Source organism: Rhodospirillum sp. A1_3_36 (assembly GCF_047263945.1).
Lineage (GTDB): Bacteria > Pseudomonadota > Alphaproteobacteria > Rhodospirillales > Rhodospirillaceae > Rhodospirillum.
The window spans coordinates 1-21,372 of sequence record NZ_JBLAVB010000029.1 but is presented as its reverse complement, the minus strand read 5'-3'; the positions used below and the strand labels follow the sequence as shown (position 1 = coordinate 21,372).

Sequence of the window (21,372 nt, the reverse complement as noted above, 5' to 3'; positions counted from 1 at the left end):
GGGAAAGCAAGGGATCGGGAACCCTATCCGGAAAAATACAAGGACCATAAAGACTCGGATTTTCCTAAGGATTTTCCGCAGCGCAGCACCAAAGAAAGCGCCTGCCGTTCTCCGAATCCAGATCCGGTAAAATTTGTGCCACCGGACATCACGTGGTATACCACAGAGTGGGTGAGGAATTTTTTCTGGGAACCGAAAGGACCAAGGGCCCCATGGGTAGGACGTTGAATCTGGCCACCACCCTGGTGGGCCAATTGGAGCGGGACATCGTGACCGGCGCCCTGCAACCGGGCGACAAACTGGACGAACGCACCTTGAGCGAACGGTTCCACGTCTCGCGCACCCCTGTGCGGGAGGCCCTGCAAAAGCTCGCATCCTCCGGGCTGGTGGAGACCCGGCCCCGCCGGGGCACAGTGGTCGCCTCCATCACCATCAACGAGTTGATCGAAATGTTCGAGGTCATGTCCGAGCTGGAAAGCTACTGCGCCCGCTTGGCCGCCCGGCGAATGATGGCCCAAGAAGTGGATGCCCTGCGCCGCCTACACGAAGACTGCCAGCGGGAAACGGAACGGGGGGAAGCGGACCCTTATTACGCCGCCAATGTCGCCTTCCACGAAGCCATTTATGCCGGCGCCCACAATGCCTATCTGGCGCGGCAAACGCAGGCCGTGCGCAATCGCCTTTCCCCTTACCGACGGCTCCAACTCTACCGACCAGGGCGCATCAGCGGATCCTGTGCGGAACATGCCGAGGTCCTCGACGCCATCGCCAGGCACGACCCGGAAGCCGCTGGCGCCGTCATGCTCCGCCATGTGGACATCCAGGGGGCAGCCCTGAATGACCTGCTCGCCATCCTACCCCGTGCCTATTTGTCCGGGGCCAAGGCCGGATAGGGGGCGTCGACCGCACGGTACACGACAGGGGATGTTTTCCCGTCACGGGCTTTGCCCCGTCCCTCCCCCTCACGGGCTTTGCCCCGTCCCTCCCCCTCTTTGGCGAGGCTAGCGCTTTTTTTGAGTTTCTGACAGGAACGATAGTAGTCATGTGTTCGGCCTGTTTATGCGGTGCCATGACCGCTGGCCCAGATGGGTTCCGCGAACTGGCTCCAAACAAACCCACGGCATGAACCGCCTTTGGGACCAACGGAGTGTCCGGTCCGAGATCGTTTGTCATCATCTCAAGTGGCTGTTGCGTTTCCTTTCGGTTGTGACGACGGGATCAAACTGCCGAGAGAGCCTGAAGGTCAGGCTTTCGATAGCATTCTCCCGTCGTCATAATGGCCCAGGCGATCCGGGCCATCTTGTTTGCCAGGGCGCAGGCGGCCAGCTTAAGCGGCTTACGCTCCAGCAATTTGGTCAGCCAAGGGGAAAGGGCTTTCCCGCTGCGTTTGGCATCGGCGATCACCGCCATCGCACCGACGACCGGCAAATGCCTGATGCCTTCATACCCTTCCCGGGAGATGCCGCCTATCCGGACTTTTCCCCCTGGCGATTTTGGGTTTGGCGTCAATCCCACCCAACTGGCGAAATGGCGGCCATCCTTGAATTGCGCTGGATCGACGTGGAGTGCCAAGGTCAAAGACAGCAAGCGCCCGACCCCGGGATCGTATCCAGTGCCTGGCTGGTGGTGTTTTGTTTGTGCTGTTTGCTCAACTCCGCGTCGAGAGCGGCAGGGAGACCTTGTCGTGCTCGTCAATTCCATGAGCGCTGAAAACATTCTTCGCAGTGTCACTGGCTATACGTTCCCGGCACCCTGGGTGGTCCCCCATCGCCGGGCGCGGAACCCCGGCGACCATGACGCGGACCGGCGGAAGAGAGGCCAGATGCCGAAGCATGCCTTGCGACCCAAGAACCCAGGTGGACCACCGAAAGACGCCAACGACCCGTCCTGTTGCAAACACCCGTCATCCAGGATCCATACCAGATCCCGGTCCCGTCCGTTTCCCGCCCGCAAGATCCCTCGCCCCGGAAGAAGGGTGGGAAAACCCGCTCCAGCTTCTCGGCTGGTAGAACGCGTCGTCCCCCGCTATAACGCCATTGGATCCGGTCCTTACCCCACCAACCGCTCGCGGGGTGGTGTTTCTGGGCGAACCTGGGAAACGAAGCCTTCCTGGTGCAGCCGCTCCGGCGGCAGACCCAGGGCCAAAGCAGCAGCCGCACAGTCGTCGACGAAACCGGGGCTTCCGGCGATATAGACACTGTATCCCGACAGGTCCGGGAACAGACTCGGCAATTGCGCGGGCAGGCGCCCCTCCAGGCCGCCGGGATTGGGCTCTCTGGTCAGGGTGTAGCGGAAATTGAACATGCGGAAACGAGCCTTGAGATAGGCGAACAGCCCCGTTTCATAGACATCGTCCCGGGTCCGGGCGGAGAAAAGGATGGTCGCCGGATGGCGGAACCCGCCGCGCAGAAATGCGGCGGAGGCCAGGGAAATGATCGGCGCCAACCCCGACCCCGAGGCCAGACAGAGTACCGGCGTGTCGGCGGAGGGGTCGCCAATGAACGTCCCATAGGGACCATTGATCACCACGTTATCACCCTCGGCCAGGGTGTCATGGATCCAGTTGCTGGTCTGGCCCCCCTTCACCCGAGTGACCTGCAGGACGATCTCGTTTTCCCGGTTGGGGATATTGGCAATGGAATAGCAGCGTTCGGGAATACCCGCAGAGCGGTCCCCCAGGGTGACGTACTGGCCCGGCCAGAAGCGGAGGGGCTGACCCAGGGGCCGCAGCCGCAGTTCGATGATGGAGGGCGTGCGGGGGAACTTGTCCACCACCACGCAATAAACGTTTTCCCGGGGCGGAAAAAGTTTGGGTTTGGCATCCTCCGTCCCGAAATCGATTTCCAGAACGTCACTGGTCTGCTTGGCCATGCAGGTGAGCGCCCAGCCCTCGGCCCGGTCCTCCTCCGACAGGGCCATGTCCATGACCAGCCCCTGGTCGAAGTCGCCGGATAGGACCTTGCACTTGCATTCCCCGCAAGCGCCGGCCCGGCAGTTGTTGGGCAGGGCGAAGCCGTTCCGTTCCAGGGTACCGAGAATGCTTTCCCCCTCTTCCACCGCCAGTTCCTTGCCCGAAGGGCGCATCCGGATGATTTTCATGGGACCTTTTCCCCGTTTCCTATTTCGATGATCTTTTTTGGTGTTGGTGTTGGCCGGGACGCGGTCGACCGGGTGGACTTTCCCCCACCCGGTCCCGGCCTGGTATTCTTTTGGTTTCACTCTGTTTCTATCGTTTTCAGAGGCGCTTCGAGGCCAGGTTGGTCCGCGTCACGCTGAAGGCGTGCTTCCAACACGAAGCGGTCCAACTTGATCTCAGACGATTCTAGAAGACGGGGATGATGTCGGCCATCTCCACATCAGTGATTTCCTTGCCGGAGATGCCCACCTCGGGGATCGCCGGGAAGGGAATGTCGTAGCGGTCGAGCACACCCTTCAGGTTCAGGATGGCCTTGCGCCAATTCTCCTTCTTGGCCTCGTATTCGGGAATGGCGAAGCCCGCCTGACGGGCCACGGCCTCGCCCTCGCGCTGGTTGCCGATGAAGTCCTCGGGCAGGTCCCAGAATTCCATGGGCGGCTCGAACAGCACTGCGGAGAGGAACAGGTAGCCCGCGCGTACCTGCTTGGTGATGGTCTCCCGGTCGGTCAGATCCAGATTGGGATAATCCCGCTCCATCAGTGCCATGCAGATGGCCATGTGCCGCCCTTCGTCCCGGCCGATGTTGCGGAAGGCCTCCTTGAAGACCAGTTCGCTGGAGCCGTCGGCCATCTGCTTGAAGATGGTCGCCGCAGCCACTTCGCCCATCAGGAACGAGCTGAACAGCACCGCCAGGCTGTATTTTGGCACGGCCTTCTTGTAGCCCTCCCAATAACGCCCACCGTTAAAGTATAGCCATTGGGCGTTCTTCTGGAGGCGTTTGCCCAGTTCGGTCTTGGGCTGGTAGGTCAGGGGATCGCTGTGCTCGAGCAGCTTGGTGATAACCAGACCGCACATCTGCTCGTGGTTCTGCTCGTCTCGGGTGACGGAGAAGAAGCAGCGGCGGACGGGATCCTCCTCGTGCACTTCATAGGTCTTGATCAACGCCTCGGCGAAGACCGGCGGGGCGGAGGCATCGAAGACCGACAGCAGGGTCCACCAATAGGCGATGGCCTCCCGCTCCTCCCAATTGAACTTGGTCACGTCGAACGTGTCCCAGGGCAACTTCTTGGGATCCCAGAATTCCCGTTGGGAGGCGTCCCAGACTTCCTCGAACTTGGCGTTCTTGGCTTCCCAACTGAGCGGAAAGACGTTGGGCTGCTCCACCTTGGGCGGAAATTCCATCTTGTCGGCGAACCGTTCCTTCTCGGCCATGGTCTGGCGTCTCCCTGTAAACCTCTGTCGGTGATTTTGTTGGGCCACGGCGCAGAGCGATCCACGCCATGGTCCATTGGAGCCCCCTGTCTTACCCGGAGCCCTGATCTGTCACAACGCTAACGTATTACGCTTTTTTCTGTAAATATTTTTTTTTGTAATATCTATTTCGTGAGATCTGATTAGCCTATTTTTGTTTTTAATATCAATGCAATGCATTACATCATCGCCGTTACAAATTTTCTCACGCCTTGGGGTATAGGCGATATTTCCGCAGTGCGAGACATATGTCTTGATTCGCGAACATCGCCCATGCGAGACCTTGGGAATCCTCCTTGATCGACGGACAGCGACCGGGACCGCCCATGACACCCCTTTCAACGACCATCAACGCCCTGGCCAAACGGATCACCGACCGTCGCCCTCTGCGGGCGGGAAGTCTTGTCGTGACCCTGTTCGGCGACATTGTCATGCCCCGGGGCGGGCTGATCGCCACCCAGAGCATCCTGGATATCGCAGACATGCTGGGGCTGGGTCAGGGGCTGGTGAGAACCACCCTCTCCCGCCTGACGGCGGACGGGATGTTCATTCGCAGCCGGGCGGGACGGAACAGCTTCTACTGCCTGTCCGATCCAGCGCTCCGGCAATATCAGGACGCCTCCCGCGTCATCTACGCCGCCTCGGATCCGGCCTGGGAGGGGGACTGGCTGGTGGTCGTTCCCCTGCCCGGCCCCCAGGGCACTGGGGGAGAGGAACGGCTGAGCGCGACCCTCGACGTCCTGGGGTTCAGCCGAATGGGCGGCGCGCGCCTGCGACCGGCCAACCTGGACCGGGCCGCCCGGGAGCGGCTGGACGCGGCGGTCGACGACTGGCCCGCCCTGGTGGTGGACGGCCCGGGCAACGGCTTGCCTTCGGGTCTGAAAAGCATGGTGAACCAATCCTGGGACCTGAATGCCCTGACCGACGGCTATGACCAGTTCCGCCGCCGCTATGAGCCCGTGGCCGAGGCCCTGCGGGAGGACATGCCCCTGACGGATGCCGAAGCCCTGGTCCTGCGCCTGCTGCTGATCCACGAGTTCCGCGCGCTGGTCCTGAAGGATCCCCGCCTTCCGGTGGGTGTCCTGCGGTCGGATTGGCTGGGCGATCTCGCCCGGGTTCTGTGCAAGGAGATTTACGCGCGGGTCCGCGACCCCTCGGACCGATGGGTGGACGGCCATTGCCTGGGCACCGACGGCCCCCTGCCTCCGCCAGACCACCTGACCTTCAAGCGGTTCGCCTAGAGTCGTCCGAGATCAAGTTGGGCCGCATTCGCGGACCAACTTGGCCTCGAAGCGCCTCTAAACAGTATAGGATGAGAGGGAAACTGGGCCAGCTTGACTCAAGCTGATCCAGTTTCACTCCAGAGTCGTCCGAGATCAAGTTGGGCCGCATTCGCGGACCAACTTGGCCTCAAAGCGCCTCTAACCCTCAGGCGCCCTTTTCCAGGACCGCCTTGGCTCCGGCGACAGTGATGGTGGTGGCCATTCGGGCGTAGTCCTGGCGGGTCATGGGGCCTTCGGGCCGGAACCACATGTAGTGCCAGTTGAGCATCCCGAACAGGGACATGGTCAGGGGTTTCAACAGAGCCTTTTCCCCCGCCAGCCGTGGATCCAACCCTTCGATGGCGCGGGCGACGACGCCCACCAGATGGCGCTCCAGGCCACGCAGCTCCTCCTGCTGGGCGTCGGGCAACTGGGACAGGGCATTGATCTGGACCCGGTGTTCGTGGGTGGCGTCCCGATAGCCCTCCAGGATCGCCGTCACCAGGGCCAGAAGGCGCTCCTCCGTCGGAAGGGTGGCGTCATCGGCGCCGTCCACCAGGGCGCTGAGTTCTTCCAGGTGACCGCCGATGATATCGAACAGCAGTTCGTCCTTGCCCGTGTAGTAGTGGTAGAGCAAGGCCTTGGAGACACCGCAAGCCTGGGCCAGACGGGACATGGAGGCCCGGTCGAACCCCTCTTGCGAAAACACCTCGGCGGCCCGTTTCAGGATCGCCTGTCGCTTTTCATCGTAATTCGCCGCTCTCGTTCGCGCCATTCACCCTTCCAATCGTGTCGTTCACCCGTCCCACTCCCCGTTTCCCCCGGCAAGTCGAAGCGAACCGTCCGGCTTCCCGCGACAGGGGAAACCGGGCGACCGTTGGTTTAGCCTCGCTTTCTGGAATCCACAACACGCTTGGCCTTACCCATGGACCGTTCGATCCCGCCGGACGGCTCGAGGACCACCGCTGCGGACACACCAATATTGCGCTTGATCATCTGACTCAATTCCTTGCCCAGGGGCGCCAGGCCATCCACGTCGGCTCCGGCTTCGACTTCCACATGAACGGTCATGGTATCGAGCCGCCCTTCCCGTTCCAGGTGGATCTGATAGTGAGGGCTCAACCCGTCCACCCGGAAGATCTGTTCCTCGATCTGGGTGGGGAAGACGTTCACACCCCGCAGGATGATCATGTCGTCCGACCGCCCCGTGACCTTGGCCATGCGCCGCAGGCTCCGGGCCGTGCCCGGCATCAGCCGGGTCAGGTCGCGGGTCCGGTAGCGGATCATGGGCAGGGCCTCCTTGGTCAGGCTGGTGAAGACCAGTTCCCCTTCCTCTCCGTCCGGCAGCACCTTCCCCGTCTCCGGGTCGATCACTTCCGGATAGAAATGATCTTCCCAGACGTGCAGGTGGTCCTTGGTCTCCACGCATTCGCAGGCGACCCCGGGGCCCATGATTTCCGACAGGCCGTAGATGTCCACCGCGTGCATGTCGAAGGCCTGCTCGATCTCCTTGCGCATCTCCTCCGTCCAGGGTTCGGCGCCAAAAATGCCGACCTGGAAGGAGGAGAGCCGAGGATCCAGCCCCATCGCCCGGAACTGGTCGAGGATCGCCAGCATGTAGGAGGGGGTGACGGTGATCACCTCCGGCTTGAAGTCCTCGATCAACTGGACCTGCCTCTCGGTCATGCCGCCGGAAATGGGAACCACGGCCATGCCCATGCGTTCCGCCCCGGCGTGCACACCAAGACCACCCGTGAACAGACCATAGCCATAGGCGTTGTGCAGCATCATATGAGGCCGGGCCCCGGCGGCCCGCAGCGAGCGGACGACCACCTGGCCCCAGACATCCAGGTCCTTGGCCGTATAGCCGACCACGGTCGGCTTACCCGTGGTGCCGGAGGAGGCATGGAGGCGGTTGATCCGCTCCCTTGGCACGGCGAACATGCCGAAGGGATAGCTGTCCCGCAGGTCCTGCTTGGTGGTGAAGGGGAACTTCGCCAGATCCTCCAGGGACCGGCAGTCATCGGGATGAACCCCCGCAGCGTCGAACCGCCGCCTGTAGAACGGTGAATTCTCGTAGGCATGACGGAGAGACCACGTCATCCGTTCGAGTTGAAGAGCCGAGATCTCGTCCCGGGACGCGGTCTCGATGGCCTCCAGATCGCCCGGCTTGGGTGCCAAGTCTTCCATGTGCGAACACTCCCTGTCCTTGTTCCGTCGTTCTTACTTTTTTCGGTGCCCGGGCCGTTTTCCGGTCCTCGGGCGATCAATCAAATGGCTTCAAGACCCATGGCGATGCCTTGTCCCACGCCAATGCACATGGTGCAAACCGCCCGCCGCGCGCCCCGATCCGTCAACTCCAGGGCGGCAGTCAAGGCCAACCGGGCGCCGGAGGCTCCCAGTGGATGCCCCAGGGCGATGGCCCCGCCGTTGGGATTGACGTGGTCGGCGTCGTCGGGCAAGCCCAGCTCGCGCAGCACCGCCAATCCCTGGGCGGCGAAGGCTTCGTTCAGTTCCCAAAGATCGATATCAGACACCACCAGTCCCAGCCGGTCCAATAGCTTGCGGGAGGCCGGGGCCGGTCCAATGCCCATGATCCGGGGCGGCACACCGGCCACGGCCAGACCGGAGATCCGGGCCAGCGGAGTCAGGTCGTATTTGTCCACCGCCGCGCCCGAGGCGACGATCACCGCGACCGCCCCGTCGTTCACGCCGCTGGCGTTGCCTGCGGTGACCGATCCCTCCTCGCGGAAGGGCGTCGGCAGGGCGGCCAGTTTCTCCAGGGTGGTCATGGGGCGGAGGTGTTCGTCCCGGTCCACCACCAGAGGATCTCCCTTGCGCCGGGGTACGGACAGGGCGGTGATCTCCCGCGCCAGACGGCCCCGGTCCCGCGCCGCGCTGGCCCGCTGTTGGGAGCGATAGGCGAAAGCATCCTGATCCTCCCGCGAGACCCCAAAATCCTTGGCCACGTTTTCCGCCGTTTCGGGCATGGAGTCCGTGCCGAACTGGGCCTTCATACGGGCATTGACGAAACGCCAGCCGATGGTGGTGTCGAAGATGGCGTTGGTCCGGGAGAAGGCTGTGTCCGCCTTGGGCATGACGAAGGGCGCGCGGGACATGCTTTCCACCCCGCCGGCGATCATGACCTCGGCCTCGCCCGCCTTGATGGCCCGGGCGGCCATGCCGATGGCATCCAATCCGGAGCCGCAGAGGCGGTTCACCGTGGTTCCCGGCACGCTTTCGGGCAGCCCCGCGAGCAGGACGGCCATGCGGGCGACGTTGCGATTGTCCTCCCCGGCCTGATTGGCATTGCCGAGGATGACGTCATCGATGACCTCGGGCGACAAACCGGGGGCCTTGGCCATCACTGCCTTGATGACATGGGCGGCCATGTCGTCGGGGCGTACGGCGGCCAGCGATCCGCCGTAGGAACCGAAAGCGGTGCGGGTCCCCTGGCAGAGAAAGGCGTCATGGAGGGTCATCGCGTTTCTTCCTTCCCGTCGAGCAGATGACCGGAAATCTGGCGGGAGTGGCCGCGGAATTCGGCCACCAGCCGCCCGTCTTCCCCATGAATCGAAATATCGTACAGGCCATTGCGCCCCCAGCGGGCGGTCTCCGTGGCCGTGGCGGTCAAGGTCTCCCCCACCTTGGCCGGAGCGAGGAACGTTACCGAACAGTGTTGGGCGACCACCCGGGGTCCGTAACTGTTGCAAGCATAGGCAAAAGCCATGTCCGACAGACAGAAGATGTATCCGCCATGGCAATCCCCATGTCCGTTGGCCATGGTTCGGGTGATGGTCAAGGAGGCTCGGGCCGTGCCGGGTCCCACCGCGTCAATGGTCACGCCCAGGGCCTTGGCCGCGTCATCCTCGGCCCAGAGGGCGTCACGGCAGGCCTCGGCGAGGGTTTGGGGATCCCGGTCGGTCATTGGTCCCGTCCCTTGAAGACCGGAGGCCGTTTCTCGAGAAAGGCCCGCACCCCCTCGGCGTAATCGGGGGTCCGTCCAGCGCTCCTTTGGCCAGAGCGCTCCACCTCCAACTGGGTGGCAAGGTCGTTGCCATGGGCATCCTGGATGGCCGCCTTGGTCAGGCCATAGGCGACGGTGGGGCCCGCAGCGAAGAACTGGACCTGGGCTTCCACCTCGGCCATCAGGGCGTCGTCCTCCACCGCCTTCCAGATCATGCCCCAGGATTCCGCCTGATCCGCAGTCAGCGGCGCGCCGGTCAGGGCCAGCCCCTTCGCCCGGGCCTCCCCCAACAGCTGCGGCAGGAAGAAGGTCCCCCCCGAATCGGGGATCAGGCCGATCCTGCTGAAGGCCTGGATGAACTTGGCCGAACGGGCGGCGAAGACCATGTCGCAGGCGAGCGCCAGATTGACCCCCGCGCCCGCAGCCACGCCGTTGACGGCACAGACCACCGGTTTGTCCAGATCGCGGATCCGCTTGATGATCGGGTTGTAGCAGCGCTCAATGGTGGCGCCAAGATCCAGGGGGCCCTCCTCGGCGTTGGGATTCCGGTCCCCAAGGTCCTGCCCGGCGCAGAAGCCGCGCCCCGCGCCGGTCAACAGCACGACCCGGATAGAGTCGTCAAAGGCCGCCTCGTCCAGCCGGGTGATCAGGGCCAGGGACATTTCCTCGTTAAAGGCATTCAGCCGATCCGGACGGTTCAGGGTGATGCGCATCACCCCGGTCCTCCGCTCCACCAAAAGGCTTTCCGTTTCCACTGTTGGTTCCTCCCTTGCGAGACCCGGCCCCATCGCGGGGCCCTGTTCCGAACCGGACACAGGGGCCCCGTTTGCCGAGATCATACATTGACCGACCGTCCGGTCGATTTTTATCTTGCATAGATCGGCCGGTCGGTCAATTATTCATTCCTACGTGATGGACAAACGAAAAGCCGCCCCCATCCAGAAACAGTCAGAACCCGCGCAGGAGATCCCTATGGCCCAGCCCCCCTTTATCGAGACGCACCGTCCGACCCTCGACGCGGCGATCCGGGCGAACCGGGAGCGGGGCTATTGGAGCCCCTACGTGGAGGCCCCCAGTCGCAAGGTGTACGGCGAAACTGCGGCCGATGATGGGGAAGCCGCCTTCAAAGCCCTGCTTGGCAAGCCCTTCGCCCTGCCCGGACATCCGTCCAACGGCTCCACGGTCGGCAAGGAAGACTCGCCCTTCGGCCTCCCCCTGGGCATCACCTACCCCGGCACCGCGCCCGCCGACCTGATCGCCGCAGCCCAGGTCGCCATGGCCTCTTGGGCCGCAGCCAGCGCCGATGACCGGGCGGGCGTCTGCCTGGAAATCCTGGATCGGGTGAACAAGCGGTCCTTCGAGATCGGGCATGCGGTCATGCATACCACGGGTCAGGCCTTCCTCATGGCCTTCCAGGCGGGCGGCCCCCACGCCCAGGACCGGGGTCTGGAAGCGGTCGCCATGGCCCATGCCATCCAGGCCCAGACTCCGGCCACTGCGCTTTGGGAAAAACCCCAGGGCAAGGCCGATCCCCTGCGCATGGAAAAGACCTTCCGGATCATTCCCCGGGGCGTGTCGCTGATGATCGGCTGTTCCACCTTCCCCTGCTGGAACGGCTACCCGGGGCTGTTCGCCAGTCTGGCGACGGGCAATCCCGTCATCGTCAAGCCCCACCCCGGCGCCATCCTGCCCCTGGCCCTGACCGTCCGGATCGCCCGGGAGGTCCTGGCCGAGGCCGGGTTCGATCCCAACGTCGTTCTGCTCGCCGCCGACGAGCCGGGCCAGGAGACCACCAAGGACTACGTGACCAACCCGATGGTGCGGATCATCGACTACACCGGATCGGGAACCTTCGGCGAATGGGTGCGCCACAACGCCGCCACCCCGCTGGTCTTCACCGAGGAGGCGGGGATCAATCCCGTCGTCATCACCGGCACGGACGACCTGAAGGGTCTCTGCCGCAACCTCGCTTTTTCCCTGGCTCTCTATTCCGGGCAGATGTGCACGGCCCCCCAGAACATCTTCCTGCCCAAGGCGGGGATCGAAACCGACCAGGGTTCCAAGACCGCAGACGAGGTCGCCGAGTCCCTGTCCATCGCCATCGACAAACTGTTGGGAGACGCGGAGCGCGCGGCTGGCGTTTGTGGCGCCGTCCAGAATCCGGCCACCCTGGCGCGGGTCGCAGAGGTCGCCAGTCTGGGCACCGTCATCCGCCCCTCCACCCCCATCGAGGGCATGGAGGGCGCCCGCTCCGCTACACCTCTGCTGGTCAAGGTCGACGCGGTGGAGGAGGCCACCTATCTGACCGAACGCTTCGGCCCCATCGCCTTCATCATCGTCTGTGATTCGGCAGAGGATGCGCTGGAGCGCGCCATCCGCTCCACGGCCGCCAAAGGGGCCATCACCGCCCTGGTCCATGGCACCGATCCGGCCCTGTTGGAGAAGGCGGAGGACGGTTTCGCGTCCACCGGCACCGCCCTGTCCCTGAACCTGACGGGCGGCGTCTTTGTCAACCAGAGCGCGGCCTTCTCCGACTACCACGTGTCCGGCGCCAATCCGGCGGGCAACGCCAGCCTGACAGACGCGGCCTACGTGGCCAGCCGGTTCCGGGTGGCCACCAGCCGCCGCCACGCGCCCGCCGCGTAAACCGAACATCATCCGTCCCGGCCACCGAAAAAAACAAGGGAGGGGCCGGGCCCCCTTTCATCCGCCATCGCTTACGGAGGCCGCGCCACCCGATCCCCCCTCTCCATTCGCGTGCAAAACCAATCAAAACCAAAGGTACAGGGAGTCAGCACTCATGTTTGGACTGTTCAAGAAAGCCACCCTTCTCGCCAGTGTCGCGGGCTGCGTGGCCCTGGGCGCCTCGCCCTCCTTCGCCGAGATCAAGATCGGCTCCGTCCTGGCCGTCACTGGTCCGGCCTCCTTCCTCGGCGATCCGGAGAAGAAAACCCTGGACATGCTGGTCGAGGACATCAACGCCAAGGGGGGCATCAATGGCGAACCGATCACCTTGATCGTTTATGATTCCGGCGCCGACGCCAACAAGGCCCGGACCTTCGCCACCCGACTGGTGGAGGACGACGAAGTCGACGCGGTCATCGGCGGCTCGGCCACCGGATCGACCCTGGCCATGATGCCGGTCTTCGCCGAAAACGACATCCCCTTCATCTCCCTGGCGGGCGCCGTGCAGGTCATCGACCCGGTGAACCCCTGGGTCTTCAAGACCCCGCACACCGACCGCATGGCCTGCGAGAAGATCTTCGCCGATCTGAAGGCCCGGGGCCTGACCAAGGTGGGTTTGATCTCCGGCACCGGCGGGTTCGGCAAGTCCATGCGGACCCAATGCATGGATGTGGCCCCGGCCAACGGCGTCGAGATCATCGCCGACGAGACCTACGGTCCCAAGGACGCGGACATGACCCCTCAGTTGACCAACATCAAGAACACCGCCGGGATCCAGGCGGTGGTCAATCCCGGCTTCGGCCAGGGTCCAGCCATCGTCACCCGCAACTACCGGCAGCTTGATATCGAGGTTCCCCTCTACCAGTCCCACGGGGTGGCATCGAAGGGATTCATCGACCTGGCCGGAGAGGCCGCCAATGGCATCCGCCTACCAGCCACCGCCCTGCTGATCGCCGACCAGCTTGCCGCAGACGACCCCCAGCACGACGTGGTGACCAACTACAAGGCGGCCTATGAGGCAAAATACAACGAACCCGCGTCCACCTTTGGCGGCTATGCCCATGACGCCTTCATGATCCTGAAGGGAGGCCTGGAAAAAGCCGGATCCACCGACGGCGAGGCGGTGCGCGCCGCCATTGAAGGAACCAAGGGGTACGTCGGTGTTACCGGCGAATTCAACATGAGCGCCGAGGATCACCTGGGCCTGGATTCCTCCGCGTTTCGTATGCTGGAAATCAAGGACGGCGCCTGGACCGCGGTCGAATAGGACCCGTGCATCGGACCGGCGGAAGGCTCCTGGGGAGTCTTCCGTCCCGCCCGCAACCAGATCTATGCCCGGGATCCCAGCCATGTTCGAACCCCTTTTGCAATTCACCTTCTCCGGGTTGACCGTGGGGGCCGTTTACGCCCTGGTGGCCCTGGGTTTCACCATCATCTACAACGCCTCGGACGTCGTGAACTTCGCCCAGGGCGAGTTCGTTATGATCGGCGGCATGTCCACGGTTTTCCTGCGCGAAGCCGGGCTTCCACTCGTCCTGGCCGCCCTGCTGGCCATCCTGGTCACCACGGTCATCGGGGTGCTGCTGGACAAGCTGGCACTGGCCCGGGCCAAGCAGGCCTCCGTCCTGTCCCTGGTGATCATCACCATCGGCGCCTCGATCTTTCTGCGCGGCAGCGCCCAATTGGTCTTCGACAAGCAACTACACGGCCTGCCCGCCTTCGCCGGAGAGGATCCCCTGGTCCTGATGGGCGCCACCATCCTGCCCCAGAGCCTGTTGGTCCTTGCGGGCGCGGCGGTGATCTTCGCGGGGCTGTGGGTCTTCTTCAACCGCTCGCGCACGGGCAAGGCGGTTCTGGCCACGGCCAACAACCGATTGGCCGCCCGGCTGGTGGGCATTGATACCGCTTTCGTCATGGCCTTGAGCTTCGGCCTGTCTGCGGCCATCGGCGCTGCGGCGGGGGTTCTGATCACCCCGCTGACCCTGACCAGCTACGACGTGGGCCTGATGCTGGCCCTGAAGGGCTTCGCCGCGGCCATGCTGGGCGGATTGGGCAATCCCTTCGGCGCCCTGGTTGGCGGTCTGGCCATCGGTCTGGTAGAAGCCTTCGGCGCCGGTTACCTCAGCTCCGAATACAAGGATGCCTCGGCCTTCCTGGTGATCCTTCTGGTCTTGTTCCTGATGCCGCGCGGCCTGTTCGGCAAGAAAACCGTGGAGCGCGTGTAACATGGACCGGCTTTTCCAATCATCCACCCTCCGCGTCCTGCTGGTGCTGCTGGTGATCCTGGCCGTCGCGCCCCTGTTCTTCCCCTCGACCTTCTATTACCGGATCTTCACCCTGATTTCGATCAACGCCATTGTCGTCATCGGTCTGGTGATCCTGCTGGGCTACGCCGGACAGATCAGCCTTGGACACGCGGGGTTCGTCGGCCTGGGGGCCTACGCCAGCGCCATCGGCCCGGCGCACCTGGGTCTCCCCCCCCTTCTCGCCCTGGTGCTGGGCGCCGCCCTGTCCGGAGCCATCGCCTGGTTCGTCGGTCGACCGATCCTGAAGTTGCGAGGGCTCTATCTGGCCGTCGTGACCCTGGGCTTCGGCATCCTCGTGCACATGGTCCTGGTCAATGAAGCCTGGCTGACCGGCGGCCCCGACGGCATGGCCGTGGAGAACCTGGGGCTGGTCGCCCTGGTCAAATCCTTTGGCATCAAGGCCAAGACCGCCCAGGTCTGGTACGTCTTCGCCGGATTGATACTTCTGTTCGCCGCCTGGGTGGCCCTGAACCTGCGCGACAGCCCCACGGGGCGGGCCCTGCGCTCGCTCCGTGATTCCGAGGTCGCCGCCCGCACCGTCGGTGTCAACGTGGCACGCTACAAGCTGATCGCCTTCATCATTTCCGCAGTCTACGCCAGTGTTGGCGGCTCCCTGCTGGCCCTGTTCAACCGTTTCGTCACGCCCGACGTGGCCAGCTTCATTCATTCGGTGGAACTGGTGACCATGTCGGTCTTGGGGGGCGCGGCCTCGGTCCTGGGGGGGGTCGCCGGGTCGGCCCTGCTGACCAGCCTGCCCCAGGTGCTGGCCGCCCTGCATGATTTCGAAACGGTCATCCTAGGGCTGATCATGATGGGGGTCGCCATCTTCCTACCTGCGGGCCTGCTACCCAGCCTGACCAAACGCTTCGGGAGGGTCGGCCAATGAGCAGCCTGCTTTCGGTCCAATCCCTGGGCATCAGCTTCGGCGCGGTAAAAGCCGTCAACGACGTGAGCTTTTCCGCCAAACCCGGGGAGGTCCTGTCGATCATCGGCCCCAACGGCGCGGGCAAGACCACGCTGTTCAACATGATCTCCGGCGTCTACCGGCCCGGCTGCGGACAGGTCACCTTCGACGGCGCGGACGTCACCGAATTGCTGCCCCACCAACTGGCGGAGCGGGGCCTGTCCCGTACCTTCCAGAACCTTCAGATCTTCCACCAGATGACCGCCCTGGAAAACGTCATGGCCGGGCGGCACCTGATGGAGCGGCGGGGCATTTTCTCCGACCTCTTCGGCCTGTCCACCACCCGCCGCCATAACCGGGAAACCAAGCAGGCTGCGGAAGCCCTGCTGGAGCGGGTGGGCCTGGCCGATATCGCCGGGCAGGAGGCGGGATCCCTGTCCTACGGCATGCTCAAGCGGCTGGAGATCGCCCGGGCGCTGGCCTGTCATCCCCAACTGCTGCTGCTCGACGAACCCGCAGCCGGGTGCAATCCGGTGGAAACGGAGGAGGTCGAAGGACTGATCGACCAGATCGCGCACGAGGGCGTGGGGATCCTTTTGGTGGAACACGACATGAAAATGGTGATGCGGATTTCCAGCCATATCGTGGTTTTGGACCACGGCGAGAAGCTGGCCGAGGGCCGCCCGGAGGAGGTGCGGGAGGATCCCCGGGTCGTCGCCGCCTACCTGGGCACGACCGACGGAACCGGGGAGGCCGCCCATGCTCTCCACTAGGGGACTGCGCAGCGCCTACGGACGGGTGGAGGCCCTGCATGGCGTCGACCTGGACATCGAGGAAGGCCAGATCGTCACCCTGGTGGGCGGCAATGGGGCGGGCAAGACCACCCTGCTCCGTTGCATCTCCGGCGTCCAGGCCATTACCGGGGGCGCCCTGACCTTCAAGGGCCGGGACATCACCTCGGCAAAGGCCCATGCCCGGGTGGCCCTTGGCATTTCCCAGTCACCGGAAGGTCGGCAGGTCTTCACCGACCTGAGCGTCGAAGACAACCTGATGCTGGGTGCCTACCTGCGCCGGGATCGGGAGATCCAGGCCGACAGAAAATCCGTCTTCGCCATGTTCCCGATCCTGGAGGAAAAACGCGCCCTTCTCGCCGGCGGCCTGTCGGGGGGCCAGCAACAAATGCTGGCCATCGGCCGGGCGCTGATGGCCCGGCCCAGCCTGTTGCTTCTCGACGAGCCCTCCATGGGGCTCGCCCCCATCCTGGTCACCCAGATCCTCCAGGCGGTGAAGAGCCTGCGGGACCGGGGGGTGACCATCTTCCTGGTGGAGCAGAACGCCAACGCCGCCCTGGCCATCGCCGATACCGGCTACGTGCTGGAAACCGGTCGCGTCACCCTCTCCGGTCCCGCCCGGGAACTGAGGGAAAACGCCGCCGTCCGGGAAGCCTATCTGGGCATCTGAAGCCCATGACGCCGATGACAGCCGGACCATCGGATCCCCAGGCCGGGGCCACGCCACGATAGGGATTGTCAAAACACAAAGAAGACAGAGGAAACCGAAAGCCATGGTCGTCACCCTTACGCGAGATGGAGACCTGATGGTCGTCACCGTCGACAATCCCCCCGTCAACGCCCTGTCACAGGCCCTCCGCCAAGGCCTTCTGGACGCGGTGGCCACCGTGGAGAGTGATCCGAAGGTCCGCGCCGCCGTGCTCCACTGCGCCGGACGGACCTTCATCGCCGGAGCCGATATCCGGGAATTCGGCTCCCCCTCCCAACCACCCCACCTGCCCGACGTGATCGCGGCCATCGAAGGGACAGGAAAGCCCTGGGTGGCGGCCATCCATGGCTCCGCCCTGGGGGGAGGACTTGAGGTTGCCCTGGGGTGCGCCGGGCGCGTGGCCCGGGCCGAATCCCGCCTTGGGCTTCCAGAGGTCACCTTGGGTGTGATCCCCGGAGCCGGAGGGACCGTTCGCCTGCCCCGCCTGATCGGCATGGAGACGGCGACGGAGATGATCCTGTCGGGCAAACCCATCGACGCCGAGCGGGCCAGGGCCAAGGGGCTGGTTGACCTCGTGACCGAGGGAGACCCCCTTCCATCCGCCCGGACCCTCGCGCGCTCCCTGAGTGAAACGCCGCCTCACCCCCTATCCCGGCGCCCCTGCCCCGACGTGGAGGACGGATCCGGCTTTTGGGAAGGGAGAGAAGCCACTCTCAACGCCAAGGGCGCAGGCCAGGAAGCCCCCCTTGCCGCCCTGAAAGCCCTGCGGTCCGCGGCGACCCGTCCTTTCGACGAGGCCATGGGCATTGCCCGTTCGGCCTTCCTGGCGTTGCGGGACTCAACCCAGGCCAAGGCCCTCCGCCATGTGTTCCTCGTCGAACGGGGCGCCGGGTCCGATCCGACTCTCGCGGATATCCCACCCCGCCCCATCGAAAGCTGCGGCGTCGTGGGAGGCGGCACCATGGGCGCGGGCATCGTCGCCGCCCTGTTGGAGGCCGGTCTGCCCACCCGCCTGCTGGAACGGGACGAGGCAACCCTGGCCCAGGGCCTTAATCGGGTTGGTCGCATTCTGGACGGCGCGGTCACGAAGGGTCGCTTAGCCCCCGAACTGGCGGAGGCCCGGCGCGCGCTCTTCTCTGGAACGACGGACGCCCGGGACATGGCGGACCGGGACCTGGTGATCGAGGCCGTGTTCGAGGACTTGGACGTCAAACGAACTGTCTTCCGAACCCTGGACAAGGTCCTGAAAGCGGACGCGATCATCGCCACGAACACGTCCTACCTCGACCCGCGCGAGATCGCCACGGCCACCACTCGACCGGACCGCGTCATCGGCCTGCACTTCTTCAGCCCGGCCCACGTGATGAAACTTTTGGAAGTGGTTCCCCTGCCCGAAACGGCGCCGGATGTTCTGGCGACCGCTCTCGCGCTCGGTAAACGGCTTCGCAAGATCCCCGTCCGAACGGGTATTTGCGACGGGTTCATCGGCAATCGGATCCTGCGGATCCTGCGGAGGGAAGCGGAAAGCCTCCTCCTTGAGGGAGCAACACCCTCCCAAGTGGACGCGGCCATGCGGGCCTTCGGCTTCCCCATGGGGCCCTTCGAGGCCCAGGACCTGGGTGGATTGGACATCGCCCACCTGGATCGTCGGCGGCTGGCCGCCAGCTGTGCTCCGGCGGCGAGCTGGGCGCCCTTGGGGGATGCGCTCTGTGACCTGGGACGGCTGGGACAAAAAACGGGCGGTGGATGGTACGACTACCGCCAGGGGGATCGCCATCCCCACCCCTCGCCCACGGTGGAGGAGCTGGTCGCGGCGCGCCGGACCGCAACATCCGACCGAACCTTCTCCGCCGAAGAAATCCAGAACCGGATCATCCCCGCCATGGTCAACGAAGGTTTCCACATCCTGGCGGAAGGAATCGCCCGCACGCCAGGGGACATCGATTTGGTGGAAATCCACGGCTATGGTTTCCCCCGGTGGCGGGGCGGGCTGATGTATCACGCGGACCAAATGGGATTGGACCGGATCCGTGGGGCCCTGGTGAACCGCGCCGACCCCTCGCTCGCTCCCAGTCCCTTGTTGGATCGTCTGACCAAGGAAGGACGAACACTCGCCGACTTGAATGCTCCCCCCGCCGCTGCGGAGTGATGACCGGCCCCTGTCTCCTCCCGAGCGAGGAGCGCTCAGTTTTCTCCCCGGGTGGCATGGAGCGTCTGGTAGGCTCCCCCCTGGATTTCCCGCCCCTCGGGCAGGGCAGTCAATGGCTCCACCTCCGTCAAGGTGGCGAGGCAACGGCGGGCCAAGTCCTGATATTCCTTCGTTCCGGCAGCCTTCCAGGCGATTTCCTTGTCGGTCAAATCTCGGATGTAGCGGGCAGGGCTGCCCATCCAGAGGGTGCGGGGAGACACCTTTTCCTTGGATTTCACCAGGGCCTGCGCGGCGACGATGGCGGACTCCCCGACAACCGCGTCGTCCATGATCACCGCGTTCATGCCGACCAATGCGTTCTCCCCCACCTCACAGCCGTGAAGAATCGCCCCATGGCCAATGTGCCCGTTTCGCCGGACAACACACAGCGTCCCGGGAAAGCCATGCATCACGCAGTTATCCTGCAGATTGGCGCCTTCCTCCAACTGAACACGTCCGAAATCCCCCCGCATGACGGCTCCTGGTCCCACGTAACAGCCCGCGCCGACGATGGCGTCTCCGATCAGAACCGCCCGAGGGTGAACGAAGGCCGCCGGGTGAACAACCGGAACCAGATCATCAATGGCATATATTCCTCGAGTCATTTGGATGCTCCGTTTCATCTATTTTCCACAAACATTTTTACCGGCAAGCCAACGGCTGGAAATGGTCCCTTCGACGGTTTGTTATAGGTCTGAATTCGATGTTTCTGAATTCCTCGTTATGATACCAACGGCCCTAACTGATGACCGCTTTTGCATATTGCCTTGATGTGATTGATCGGACGGCTTTCTGATCGTTTGCGAAGAAGTTCCATGCCTCGCATGCATCGCTCGACGATTTCGTCATAGGTGTCAAAAACGGAGATGGCGAGTTTGTTGGCGCGTAGATAAGCCCAGACGTTTTCGATGGGGTTTAATTCGGGAGCGTATGGCGGCAGAGGCAAGAGCGTGATGTTTTTGGGCACATTGAGTGCTTTGGCGCCATGCCACCCGGCTCCATCCAGCACCAGGATCGCGTGAGCTCCAGGGGCAACGGTCTTTGAGATCTCCTTGAGATGAGCCTTCATCGCCGAGGTGTCGGCCTTTGGCATCACGAGGGCGGCGGTTTCGGCCCGTTCGGGGCAGACGGCCCCGAAGATGTAGACCCATTCATAGCGCGTATCGCGCGGTGCACGCGGACGTGTCCCGCGTTCGGCCCAGATGCGTGTGAGCGTCCCCTGCTGGCCGACCCGCGCTTCGTCCTGGAACCAGACTTCCAGCGGTTTATCCCGAGCGCTGGCGGGGAGAACCGCCTCTACTTCCGTGGAGAAGTTTTTTTAAACGTCTCTTGAGCGTCTGGATCGGATTTCGGGTGCTGGGGACGCACCGAAAGGCGCCGGAAGCCGAGTGCGGCGAGCTGTTTACCCACCGTCCGTTCGTGCATCAATACGCCAAAACTGTAAAAGTTTAGACTAAACCTGACAACAGAATATATTGGCGGGAGGTATGCCGTTGGAGGGGATCCTGTAGGGGAGCCCCTTTAGGGGCGGACCGGAAGGGTCTCCTTCAACGGTGGTCATCTGGAGAGATCCACCATGACAAAGGACCAGAAAATCATTCGTGCCAAGGTCGGCCTGCTGGCGCTGGCCAAGCAGCTTGGCAACGGGCCTGGGGACAGCAGCGCGTCTCCAATGAGCTGAAAAAGCGGCTGAAGGCTCTGGAAGCCAAGGTTGCCGAGACCGGCGCCGTACTCACCGAGGCCCAGGTGGTCGCCCTGGAAAAGGCCAAGGCCGACAAGGAAGCCCACGATGAGTTCGAGAGTGAATGCCCGGGGTATTGCATCGCCCAGGACACCTTCTACGTGGGCACCCTGAAGGGCGGTAACTGCTCAGCGGGTTGGCGCAAAAGGGTTGGCTTGGGCTGATGGTTGTGATTCAACCTATTTATGAAAGCGCCGTACAGATATCCCCTGCAAGACGCGGACAAGGACGCCCTGATCCGGGACCAGATGGCGCTGATCGAGCGTCAGGCGGCGCGGATCGCCGAACTTGAAGCGGCGCTCAAAAAGCCGAAGAAGACGTCATCGAACTCCCATACCCCACCCTCTCAGGACGGTCCTGGTCGGAAAAACCGAAAGGACGATAAGGCGGAGGGCAAGAAGAAGCCTCGGCCTTCCCGCCCTGGTACCACCC

Annotated in this window: 19 protein-coding genes and 2 pseudogenes; 11 read left to right on the top strand and 10 right to left on the bottom strand. The window is 63.8% G+C overall.

Features of this window, described 5'->3' with window-relative positions; translation table 11 throughout:
• The first annotated feature begins 212 nt into the window (after positions 1 to 212).
• Entirely contained in the window at positions 213 to 893 is a 681-nt protein-coding gene (locus ACLIRY_RS24780; protein ID WP_413208107.1) for a GntR family transcriptional regulator, read from the top strand.
• 325 nt (positions 894 to 1,218) lie between these two features.
• Here ACLIRY_RS24780 and ACLIRY_RS24775 read toward each other — a convergent pair whose 3' ends face one another.
• From ACLIRY_RS24775 to ACLIRY_RS24765, 3 genes are all read right to left on the bottom strand, one after another.
• Entirely contained in the window at positions 1,219 to 1,701 is a 483-nt protein-coding gene (locus tag ACLIRY_RS24775) for a transposase (protein WP_413208106.1), read from the bottom strand.
• A 348-nt stretch (positions 1,702 to 2,049) separates the two neighbouring features.
• Entirely contained in the window at positions 2,050 to 3,099 is a 1,050-nt protein-coding gene (locus ACLIRY_RS24770) for a 2Fe-2S iron-sulfur cluster-binding protein (RefSeq protein ID WP_413208105.1), read from the bottom strand.
• Between the two features lie 223 nt (positions 3,100 to 3,322).
• Entirely contained in the window at positions 3,323 to 4,348 is a 1,026-nt protein-coding gene (locus ACLIRY_RS24765; protein WP_413208104.1) for a hypothetical protein, read from the bottom strand.
• Positions 4,349 to 4,713: 365 nt separating this feature from the next.
• Between ACLIRY_RS24765 and ACLIRY_RS24760 the strand changes: the two genes are divergently transcribed.
• On the top strand, positions 4,714 to 5,628 hold the full coding sequence (locus ACLIRY_RS24760; RefSeq protein WP_413208103.1) for a PaaX family transcriptional regulator C-terminal domain-containing protein: 915 nt from the start codon (positions 4,714 to 4,716) through the stop codon (positions 5,626 to 5,628).
• Positions 5,629 to 5,815: 187 nt separating this feature from the next.
• Here ACLIRY_RS24760 and ACLIRY_RS24755 read toward each other — a convergent pair whose 3' ends face one another.
• The 5 genes from ACLIRY_RS24755 to paaG form a co-directional block, all read right to left on the bottom strand.
• Positions 5,816 to 6,424: a TetR/AcrR family transcriptional regulator gene (locus ACLIRY_RS24755; RefSeq protein ID WP_413208102.1), complete on the bottom strand. Its 609-nt coding sequence runs from the start codon at positions 6,422 to 6,424 to the stop codon at positions 5,816 to 5,818.
• Between the two features lie 107 nt (positions 6,425 to 6,531).
• Positions 6,532 to 7,839, bottom strand: coding sequence for a phenylacetate--CoA ligase PaaK (gene paaK, locus ACLIRY_RS24750; RefSeq protein WP_413208101.1), 1,308 nt, complete (start codon positions 7,837 to 7,839; stop codon positions 6,532 to 6,534).
• An 80-nt stretch (positions 7,840 to 7,919) separates the two neighbouring features.
• Positions 7,920 to 9,131: a 3-oxoadipyl-CoA thiolase gene (pcaF, locus tag ACLIRY_RS24745; RefSeq protein ID WP_413208100.1), complete on the bottom strand. Its 1,212-nt coding sequence runs from the start codon at positions 9,129 to 9,131 to the stop codon at positions 7,920 to 7,922.
• A complete protein-coding gene (paaI, locus tag ACLIRY_RS24740) occupies positions 9,128 to 9,577 on the bottom strand; it encodes a hydroxyphenylacetyl-CoA thioesterase PaaI (protein ID WP_413208099.1) in 450 nt (149 codons plus the stop codon). The genes pcaF and paaI overlap by 4 nt, the downstream gene beginning before the upstream one ends.
• Complete coding sequence (gene paaG / locus ACLIRY_RS24735; RefSeq protein ID WP_413208098.1) at positions 9,574 to 10,371, bottom strand: 2-(1,2-epoxy-1,2-dihydrophenyl)acetyl-CoA isomerase PaaG; 798 nt, start codon at positions 10,369 to 10,371, stop codon at positions 9,574 to 9,576. The genes paaI and paaG overlap by 4 nt, the downstream gene beginning before the upstream one ends.
• 217 nt (positions 10,372 to 10,588) lie before the next feature.
• On the opposite strand from paaG, the gene paaN reads away from it, so the two are divergent.
• From paaN to ACLIRY_RS24700, 7 genes are all read left to right on the top strand, one after another.
• Positions 10,589 to 12,262, top strand: coding sequence for a phenylacetic acid degradation protein PaaN (paaN, locus tag ACLIRY_RS24730; RefSeq protein ID WP_413208097.1), 1,674 nt, complete (start codon positions 10,589 to 10,591; stop codon positions 12,260 to 12,262).
• 154 nt (positions 12,263 to 12,416) lie between these two features.
• Positions 12,417 to 13,568 (top strand): ABC transporter substrate-binding protein, encoded by a 1,152-nt coding sequence (locus ACLIRY_RS24725; RefSeq protein ID WP_413208096.1) that lies wholly within the window; start codon positions 12,417 to 12,419, stop codon positions 13,566 to 13,568.
• Between the two features lie 82 nt (positions 13,569 to 13,650).
• Positions 13,651 to 14,526: a branched-chain amino acid ABC transporter permease gene (locus tag ACLIRY_RS24720; RefSeq protein ID WP_413208095.1), complete on the top strand. Its 876-nt coding sequence runs from the start codon at positions 13,651 to 13,653 to the stop codon at positions 14,524 to 14,526.
• 1 nt (position 14,527) lies between these two features.
• A complete protein-coding gene (locus tag ACLIRY_RS24715) occupies positions 14,528 to 15,493 on the top strand; it encodes a branched-chain amino acid ABC transporter permease (RefSeq protein ID WP_413208094.1) in 966 nt (321 codons plus the stop codon).
• On the top strand, positions 15,490 to 16,284 hold the full coding sequence (locus ACLIRY_RS24710; protein ID WP_413208093.1) for an ABC transporter ATP-binding protein: 795 nt from the start codon (positions 15,490 to 15,492) through the stop codon (positions 16,282 to 16,284). Before ACLIRY_RS24715 ends, ACLIRY_RS24710 begins: the two co-directional genes overlap by 4 nt.
• Positions 16,271 to 16,972, top strand: a complete 702-nt coding sequence (locus tag ACLIRY_RS24705) for an ABC transporter ATP-binding protein (RefSeq protein ID WP_413208092.1) — start codon at positions 16,271 to 16,273, stop codon at positions 16,970 to 16,972. Before ACLIRY_RS24710 ends, ACLIRY_RS24705 begins: the two co-directional genes overlap by 14 nt.
• A gap of 103 nt (positions 16,973 to 17,075) precedes the next feature.
• Positions 17,076 to 19,160 (top strand): 3-hydroxyacyl-CoA dehydrogenase NAD-binding domain-containing protein, encoded by a 2,085-nt coding sequence (locus ACLIRY_RS24700; protein ID WP_413208091.1) that lies wholly within the window; start codon positions 17,076 to 17,078, stop codon positions 19,158 to 19,160.
• A gap of 35 nt (positions 19,161 to 19,195) precedes the next feature.
• On the opposite strand, the gene ACLIRY_RS24695 is transcribed toward ACLIRY_RS24700, so the two are convergent.
• The gene (locus tag ACLIRY_RS24695) at positions 19,196 to 19,804 is read right to left on the bottom strand and encodes a phenylacetic acid degradation protein PaaY (protein ID WP_413208090.1); all 609 of its coding nucleotides are present in this window, start codon (positions 19,802 to 19,804) and stop codon (positions 19,196 to 19,198) included.
• Positions 19,805 to 19,937: 133 nt separating this feature from the next.
• A pseudogene (locus tag ACLIRY_RS24690) lies at positions 19,938 to 20,636 on the bottom strand (IS630 family transposase); the annotation flags it as partial.
• A 139-nt stretch (positions 20,637 to 20,775) separates the two neighbouring features.
• Here ACLIRY_RS24690 and ACLIRY_RS24685 point away from each other — a divergent pair.
• Both ACLIRY_RS24685 and ACLIRY_RS24680 read left to right on the top strand, forming a co-directional pair.
• Positions 20,776 to 21,059 (top strand): annotated as a pseudogene (locus tag ACLIRY_RS24685) (hypothetical protein); the annotation flags it as partial.
• A 66-nt stretch (positions 21,060 to 21,125) separates the two neighbouring features.
• Positions 21,126 to 21,372: DUF6444 domain-containing protein (locus ACLIRY_RS24680; protein ID WP_413208089.1), on the top strand; the 247-nt coding region annotated here is incomplete at its 3' end.

Coding starts and splice junctions, on each gene's coding strand:
- ACLIRY_RS24780 (WP_413208107.1), top strand. CDS start 213: ATGGGTAGGACGTTGAATCTGGCCACCACCCTGGTGGGCCAATTGGAG.
- ACLIRY_RS24775 (WP_413208106.1), bottom strand. CDS start 1,701: ATGGAATTGACGAGCACGACAAGGTCTCCCTGCCGCTCTCGACGCGGA.
- ACLIRY_RS24770 (WP_413208105.1), bottom strand. CDS start 3,099: ATGAAAATCATCCGGATGCGCCCTTCGGGCAAGGAACTGGCGGTGGAA.
- ACLIRY_RS24765 (WP_413208104.1), bottom strand. CDS start 4,348: ATGGCCGAGAAGGAACGGTTCGCCGACAAGATGGAATTTCCGCCCAAG.
- ACLIRY_RS24760 (WP_413208103.1), top strand. CDS start 4,714: ATGACACCCCTTTCAACGACCATCAACGCCCTGGCCAAACGGATCACC.
- ACLIRY_RS24755 (WP_413208102.1), bottom strand. CDS start 6,424: ATGGCGCGAACGAGAGCGGCGAATTACGATGAAAAGCGACAGGCGATC.
- paaK (WP_413208101.1), bottom strand. CDS start 7,839: ATGGAAGACTTGGCACCCAAGCCGGGCGATCTGGAGGCCATCGAGACC.
- pcaF (WP_413208100.1), bottom strand. CDS start 9,131: ATGACCCTCCATGACGCCTTTCTCTGCCAGGGGACCCGCACCGCTTTC.
- paaI (WP_413208099.1), bottom strand. CDS start 9,577: ATGACCGACCGGGATCCCCAAACCCTCGCCGAGGCCTGCCGTGACGCC.
- paaN (WP_413208097.1), top strand. CDS start 10,589: ATGGCCCAGCCCCCCTTTATCGAGACGCACCGTCCGACCCTCGACGCG.
- ACLIRY_RS24725 (WP_413208096.1), top strand. CDS start 12,417: ATGTTTGGACTGTTCAAGAAAGCCACCCTTCTCGCCAGTGTCGCGGGC.
- ACLIRY_RS24720 (WP_413208095.1), top strand. CDS start 13,651: ATGTTCGAACCCCTTTTGCAATTCACCTTCTCCGGGTTGACCGTGGGG.
- ACLIRY_RS24715 (WP_413208094.1), top strand. CDS start 14,528: ATGGACCGGCTTTTCCAATCATCCACCCTCCGCGTCCTGCTGGTGCTG.
- ACLIRY_RS24710 (WP_413208093.1), top strand. CDS start 15,490: ATGAGCAGCCTGCTTTCGGTCCAATCCCTGGGCATCAGCTTCGGCGCG.
- ACLIRY_RS24705 (WP_413208092.1), top strand. CDS start 16,271: ATGCTCTCCACTAGGGGACTGCGCAGCGCCTACGGACGGGTGGAGGCC.
- ACLIRY_RS24700 (WP_413208091.1), top strand. CDS start 17,076: ATGGTCGTCACCCTTACGCGAGATGGAGACCTGATGGTCGTCACCGTC.
- ACLIRY_RS24695 (WP_413208090.1), bottom strand. CDS start 19,804: ATGACTCGAGGAATATATGCCATTGATGATCTGGTTCCGGTTGTTCAC.